The sequence below is a fragment of the Microcoleus sp. PH2017_12_PCY_D_A genome (assembly GCF_020738565.1).
Taxonomy (GTDB): Bacteria; Cyanobacteriota; Cyanobacteriia; order Cyanobacteriales; family Microcoleaceae; genus Microcoleus.
On record NZ_JAEQCI010000192.1, the window covers coordinates 1 to 6,740 of the forward strand.

Sequence of the window (6,740 nt, forward strand, 5' to 3'; positions counted from 1 at the left end):
CGGTTGGCGGCATGACGATTAATTCTCCGTTGGCGTTGCGTTCTAGTTTCAATTCTGGGTGTTCTTCGCACAGTTGATAAAACTGTTCGGAAGTTAGTTGGACAACGGAATTGAGATTTAAGGTGATAGCAGTCATTGTTATTTACCTGCTGTGTGTATGAACTAAATTAAGAACTAAAAATGGGATGATTCATTTTTAATTCTTAATTCTTAACTTCTAATTCTACTGCAATTGTTGGAGGCGCTTGAGGGCGTCTTGATATGCAGTTGTTCTGCCGCCTTGCTTGTAAAGTTCTGCTGCTTTTTGAAAGTCGGCAATTGCTTTGGGTTTTTCTTCTGTTGTCAGGTAAGCTAAAGCTCGGTTGTAGTAGGCGTCGGCAAAACCGGGATTGGCATCGATCGCCAGCGTGTATGCTTGAATAGCGGTGGAACCGCGGGTGGGTTCGGGTTGGGGCAAGCTGGCGGTAATGAAAGTACGGGCATTGCCGATATTAAAATGCAATTCTGGGCTGTATTTAGGATTGAAAGCGAGTGCTCTGTTGAAATCGGCGATCGCCTCCCAAGCCTCTCCCCGATCTAAGCGCGAAAGCCCTCGAAAATAATACGCTTGGGCATCTTGCGGATTTGCGGTGGATACCGGGCCGCTAGTTGTGGGAGTATTGTCTACTTTTAACTCGGATTTGTTGATTCCCGCAGCCGCTAACTTGGCGATAAATGTATTAATGGGAACTGCTGCATTAAATCCAGTTTTAATTGGTGCGACTTCGCCGGAACTGATTTGGGCAAAACCGAATTCGCCTTGTCCGTGCAAACCGATGACTCGGCCTTCGGAGTCAAAAACTGGCCCGCCGCTCATGCCGCTCCAAGTGACGGCTTGATACCGCAAAGTGTAACCTTCCCGGCGATCGCGCGGGCGGCTGGTAACGAGTCCGGGAGACATTTCGGGTTCTCGTTCGGCGCCGAAGAGTCCGCCCGTAGCGGGATAGCCGTAAACGAAGATTTGAGTGCCGATGACGGCTTTGTCGGAATCGGCGATCGTCGCCACTGGATATTCTTCGGGACTTTCAAATTTTACTACTGCTAAATCCGGATCTGTTGGGGCTGTTTGCAAGCGGGTGACGGCGGTGGCTGGATAGTTTTTGCCCGCCGACGTGCGAACTGTGTATTTCACGTCTGCTTTTTCTACGACGTGATTGACTGTTAAAACTGTGTAACTTTTGCCGTTTTTGGCAATAATTACCCCGGAACCGTCTCCGAGGGAACTATTGATTTGTACTGTCAGCGGCCCGGCGATGCTGGCTACTTCTTGGGGAGTTTTGGCGATCGCCGGTTGGCTGATGACGATGGTTAAGGCTGCGGTGGTTCCTGCTAGCAAGGTGCTTAAGGTGTCATAACGAGAAAAATTCATATTCATGGCTGTTGCTAATTTGTAGTTGGGTATGGGAGTTCGCTGCTGGCGGTGGTTTGGGCTTTTTGGGTTTTTAGTTTGATTAATGTTTTGACGCGATCGGCGATCGGCTTTGTTCTTTACTGATAATTTTACTCGCTATTTTGTTCCGCGATTCCCTATCTCGACACTCAGTGGTAGGGTGCGCACTGCGCACCTTCCTAATCTCAACGTATGTTCCCCAACTTACTTGTTAATAAAACGCAACAATACCTGACTCGAATTCGGTGCTTAATTCTTCCTTAGTCATCGTTCCCCGTGCGACTTGCATGACTAAATCATAAGCTCGATCGTCCGTCAAATTCAGCGTGAACCATTCAAACGCAAAAAGGTATCTGCCACGGCAAAAGCGGTTCTCTTATTACCATCAATAAATGGATGATTCATTGCTAGGTGATAGAGATAGGCGGCTGCTTGTTCGCTAATTGTTGGATGCAAAAGTTGACCGCCAAAAGTTGCTTGAGGCTGAGCCAACGCTGACTCTAACAAGCCTTCATCTCTAACGCCGGAAGTGCCGCCAAAGCTAGAAATTTGGTCTTCATGAAGTTCTAGAACTTCATCTAGGGAGATAAATCTAGGAGTTTGCAAGGCGACGGTAAACCTCCTCTCGTTCTTTTTTAGATGCTAGATAAGCGTTCCAAACATCACTTTTATCGGATTTTTCAGGATGTTTTGCTTTGAGGGCTAGTACAAACTCAAGCACTTCTTTTAACATCGGTTCGGGTACTTGGTCAATTTCTTGCAGAAGTTGGTCTTTTGCGGTCATGTTTTCTCCTAGTTATTTTACAACCATTTTATCCTAATTCATCAAATTATTGCGACCTATAGATTAACTGGTTCCAAAGCTCTGCCTTGGAACCGAGATCCAGAGGCTCTGCCTCGGCCCGAAAAAATGAAAACGGCGGTTGAAACCGCGTCTATACAAACGAAGTCTGCCTCCGCAGACTGAAGAGGAAAGTTATAAATTTTGATGTTTTGTTGCCCATTGGACGATCGCCTCAGTCAACCCATCTAACGTATATTCTGTCGCTTCTAGGTCTAACTTGCCCAATAAATTCTGGCAGCTTTTGGAGGTTTCCGGGCCGATGGATGCGATGCAAATGCTTTCTAGCCAATCCTCAGACAAGGAAAATTCGGGAGTTGTTTCGATCAGGTGGCAAAAGTTGTGTACGGTTTTGGAACTGGCAAAGGTTATGATATCTACGGCTTGATTCTGGAGTGCGTCTAGGGCGATCGGATCGATTGTTTCGGGACAGCAAGATTGGTAAGCTGGTGCTTCGATTACTTGCGCTCCTTTGGCGGTGAATTCTTTGACTAAAACTTCTCTCCCGCCGCTTTCTACTCGGGGAAATAAGATTTTGCAGTTTTGCAAGTTGTCGGGAAAGTTTTCGACTAGGGAATCGGCGACAAAGTTGGGTGGAATAAAGTCTGGTTGTAGCGAGTGCGATCGCAAACTTTCTGCTGTCTTTTTCCCAACTACTGCTATTTTAATGCCAAACAAGCTCCGCGCGTCTTTGCCTTTTGCTTGCAATCGCTGAAAAAACCAGTCTACGGCGTTGTGGGAAGTGAGAATTAACCAGTGAAAGCTTGACAATTGGCCGATCGCGCTATCCAACGGTTCCCAACTCGAAGGGGCGCCAATTACCAAGGCTGGCATTTCGATCGCGCGGGCTCCTAGTTGCTGGAGCCGATCGCTAAATTGACCTGACTGAGAAGCTGCGCGGGTGACTAAAATCGTTTTTCCGGCTAGCGGTTGGCTGTGGTTAGCGGTGACAGGTGTATGGCTCATGTTTGTGCTTTCGGGCTGGATTAAAAATTCGCGCAATCTGACTACTTCGCCAATGACCATGACGCAAGGCGATAGAGATTCACCTGTTGTTTGCTGTACAATATCGGAGAGTGTTCCGATCCAGATTTGCTGTTCGGGGCGGCCGCAATCTCGGATAATGGCGATCGCAGTTTCGGGCGATCGTCCGTGTTTTTGCAATTGCCAAATTATCTCATTTAAATTGCGTCCTGCCATCAATATTACCAAAGTTTCTATCCGCACCAAAGCTTGCCATTCTAGCGCATCCGGTTCGTGGGCGCTCATCACAGCAAAACAGCGGCTCATCACCGGATCTGTGAGGGGAATTCCTGCTAGTAAAGGTGCGGCCAAGGCTGAAGAAATTCCCGGCACGACTTCAAACTCGCACCCGGCTGTTATCAATGCTTGAATCTCGGAACTGGAGCGACCAAAAATAAACGGATCGCCGCTTTTAAGTCTCACTACTTGTTTGCCTAGTTGGCAGTGTTCTACCAGCAAGCGGTTAATTTCTTGCTGCTGGGCGGAAGGTTTGCCGCCGCGTTTCCCGACTTCTATTTTCCGACAAGTTGCTGGGATTAATTCGAGCTGCGGGATGTCGATGAGGGCGTCGTAGATTAAGACTTCGGCTTGGGAGAGCAGTTTTTGCGATCGCATTGTCATCAAGTTACAATCTCCGGGCCCCCCACCGACTAGATAAACTTTTCCTTTTGAGTTTTTCATAAGTCATCCTCGATAGTATAATTTGATTAATATTGCTACTCTATAGTAAGGTGCGCAATGCGCACCCTACAGTATAGTCAGCATTTTATTTTAGAATACAAGCTATTTATGCAGATTATCACCATCACGGCCGCCGATGCAAATTACTTTGAACTGGTGCGAGGTACTATTTTATCGGTGCGGGAAAAACCAGAGGGCGCTAATGTGGCGATCGGCTTTTTCGATCTCGGCTGCACTCCCGAACAGTTGCAGTGGCTGGAAACACAAGTTAATATCATTCAAAAACCCGATTGGGAATTCAACTTTCCCGGCAAAAATGAAGCGCCTCACTATCTCAAAGGACTTTTAGCCCGTCCGTTTCTGCGCCGTTACTTCCCCAAGTTTGACATCTATCTGTGGATAGATGCTGATGCTTGGGTGCAGGATTGGCAAGCTGTGGAATTATTCGTAAAAGGCGCTGCAAAACGGGGTTTGGCAGTTGTTCCCGAATTAGATAGAGGCTATTATTTAGCTTACGGCAAATTGCCTTGGTACTGGGAATTTGTTTATCGCGATTATCAAGCCGCTTTTGGGGAAGAAGTTGCCAAACAGTTGCACAGCTATCCAACTATCAATGCAGGTATCTTTGCCCTGCACAAAGATGCGCCGCATTGGGAACTTTGGGCCCAATATCTGGATGAGGGATTGCAGCGGCACGTTTCTTTGATGACTGACCAAATAGCCTTAAATCGGCTGGTTTACGGTACTGAAATGTTCGATCGCACGGAGATGCTGCCGGCGGGCTGCAACTGGAGTTGCAACTTCGGTTTGCCCGTCTGGGACAAGCAGCAAGCTTGTTTTGTGGAGCCGTATTTGCCGCACGGGGCGATCGGCATTCTGCACATCACCGGTCACAAGCACGACTTAGTAAAAATAGCAACAACCGACGGCAATCAAATAGAAATTAGTCTCCGCTACCAACCGATCCAACAGCCAGTATCCCCACAATTAAAATCAGTACAACCACAATCTGAAATCACAAACAATACTTTGTTACCCACCGGAGATTACGTCTCGCCCGGACTAAAAAATATTCTCCCCGATGCGTACTTTCCCAACATGATTGTGGGCGATACTAATACTTGTCCGTGGCCGTATCTGCGCCGGGAAATCAAGCACAATTGGTATGTCGATCGCCGTGCTAGTTCAGTCGGATTTCTCAGCCGCGACGAAGCACACATCCTTTACAATACAGCCCTGCAATTTGCAGGTAAAAAAGCCTTAGAAATCGGCTGCTGGCTGGGTTGGTCTGCTTGTCATTTAGCCCTCGCCGGAGTTGAGTTAGATGTCGTCGATCCGCTCTTAGAAAGAGAAGATATTAGACAAAGCGCGATCGATTCAATTCAAGGCGCTCTCAATGCCTCTGGCGTGCAAACTTCCGTGACACTAATACCCGGTTACAGCCCTCAGAGAGTAGAGCAATTAGCAAAGGATTTGAACCGCAAATGGTCGTTAATTTTTATTGACGGAGAACACGAAGGTGATGGGCCGTTAAATGATGCGATCGCCTGCGAAAAATTGGCAGAAGAAGATGCAATAATTTTATTTCACGATTTAGCTGCTCCCGCTGTGGCTAAGGGTTTGGATTACTTGAAACAAAAGGGATGGCAAACGGTAATATATCAAACAATGCAAATTATGGGGGCTGCTTGGCGGGGGAATGTCGAGCCTGTAAAACATCAACCAGATCCCAATATTTCATGGAATTTGCCAGCTCATTTGCACGGTTATTCAGTCAGCGGTATTTCAGTTAAAAAAGAGTTTACAAAACTGAAATTGCCAGCCCTACAACAGGAAAATTGGCAGACACTTATTGACAGCAGCAAATCGTCAGTGCAAACTTTTCCTGCAAACTTTAAAAATATCTTGTCAATTGTGCGCCCCTACACGCTGCTTAGCGAATCGAGACTATTTTCTCTGTATTGTTTGACCAAGCAAATATGTGTGGAAGATTTGCCGGGAAATTTTGTAGAATGCGGAACTTGTAAAGGCGGTTCAGCGGCGTTAATCGCATTTGTAATTAAACATTACAGCCGCCGTCCGAGAGTGCTGTATGCTTTTGATACGTTTGAAGGAATGCCCGCACCTACTGAGATTGATAAACCTCAGGGAATACCTGGAAATCTCACCAATTTTGGCGAAGGAACTCTCCAAGCTGCAATTAGTGAAAATTTGGATAAAATCTGTGAATTGCTGCAAGTTACAGATATTGTTGTACCGGTTAAGGGATTATTCGCCGAGACTTTACCCAAATACAAGTCAGCCATAGGAAGTATTGCATTTCTGCACGCTGATGGAGATTGGTACGAGTCAACAATGGATATATTTAATACGCTTTATGACAGCGTTATTGCTAGCGGTCTTATTCAAATAGATGATTACGGACACTGGGAGGGTTGCAAGCAAGCAATACATGATTTTGAGAGGATGAAAGGCGAGTCATTTTCTCTGCATACTATTGATGAAACAGGAGTGTGGTTTCAAAAGTTGAAGTAATATTAAGTCCAGGTTCGTAGTGAGGACTTTAGTCCTCTCTCTGGGATGAAGAAGGACTGAAGTCCGAACGATCAAACCAGGTTCGTAGTGAGGACTTTAGTCCTTCTTCATCCTATTATCTAAAGCTCCCTAATAACCCACATTCCGCAGATGTGGGTCGGATTTTTTTATCAGTTGTGAAAACTTGGAAGCCAAACGCTTTTGGGCTGAAATTATGCAGTGTTAGCCTTA

Annotated in this window: 6 protein-coding genes; 1 reads left to right on the forward strand and 5 read right to left on the reverse strand. The window is 46.4% G+C overall.

Annotation, left to right across the window (positions count from 1 at the left end; all coding sequences use genetic code 11):
• The 5 genes from JGK39_RS31965 to cobA all read right to left on the reverse strand — a co-directional run.
• The coding region (locus tag JGK39_RS31965; protein WP_293253563.1) for a Uma2 family endonuclease at positions 1-136 on the reverse strand (136 nt) is incomplete at its 3' end.
• Positions 137-223: 87 nt separating this feature from the next.
• Positions 224-1,414: a tetratricopeptide repeat-containing serine protease family protein gene (locus JGK39_RS31970; RefSeq protein WP_293253484.1), complete on the reverse strand. Its 1,191-nt coding sequence runs from the start codon at positions 1,412-1,414 to the stop codon at positions 224-226.
• 336 nt (positions 1,415-1,750) lie between these two features.
• Entirely contained in the window at positions 1,751-2,035 is a 285-nt protein-coding gene (locus JGK39_RS31975; RefSeq protein WP_293253487.1) for a type II toxin-antitoxin system death-on-curing family toxin, read from the reverse strand.
• The gene (locus JGK39_RS31980; protein WP_293253490.1) at positions 2,022-2,213 is read right to left on the reverse strand and encodes a DUF2281 domain-containing protein; all 192 of its coding nucleotides are present in this window, start codon (positions 2,211-2,213) and stop codon (positions 2,022-2,024) included. Before JGK39_RS31980 ends, JGK39_RS31975 begins: the two co-directional genes overlap by 14 nt.
• 192 nt (positions 2,214-2,405) lie before the next feature.
• Positions 2,406-3,974, reverse strand: a complete 1,569-nt coding sequence (cobA, locus tag JGK39_RS31985) for a uroporphyrinogen-III C-methyltransferase (protein WP_293298788.1) — start codon at positions 3,972-3,974, stop codon at positions 2,406-2,408.
• Positions 3,975-4,082: 108 nt separating this feature from the next.
• Between cobA and JGK39_RS31990 the strand changes: the two genes are divergently transcribed.
• A complete protein-coding gene (locus tag JGK39_RS31990) occupies positions 4,083-6,509 on the forward strand; it encodes a TylF/MycF/NovP-related O-methyltransferase (RefSeq protein WP_293298791.1) in 2,427 nt (808 codons plus the stop codon).
• Positions 6,510-6,740 lie beyond the last annotated feature (231 nt).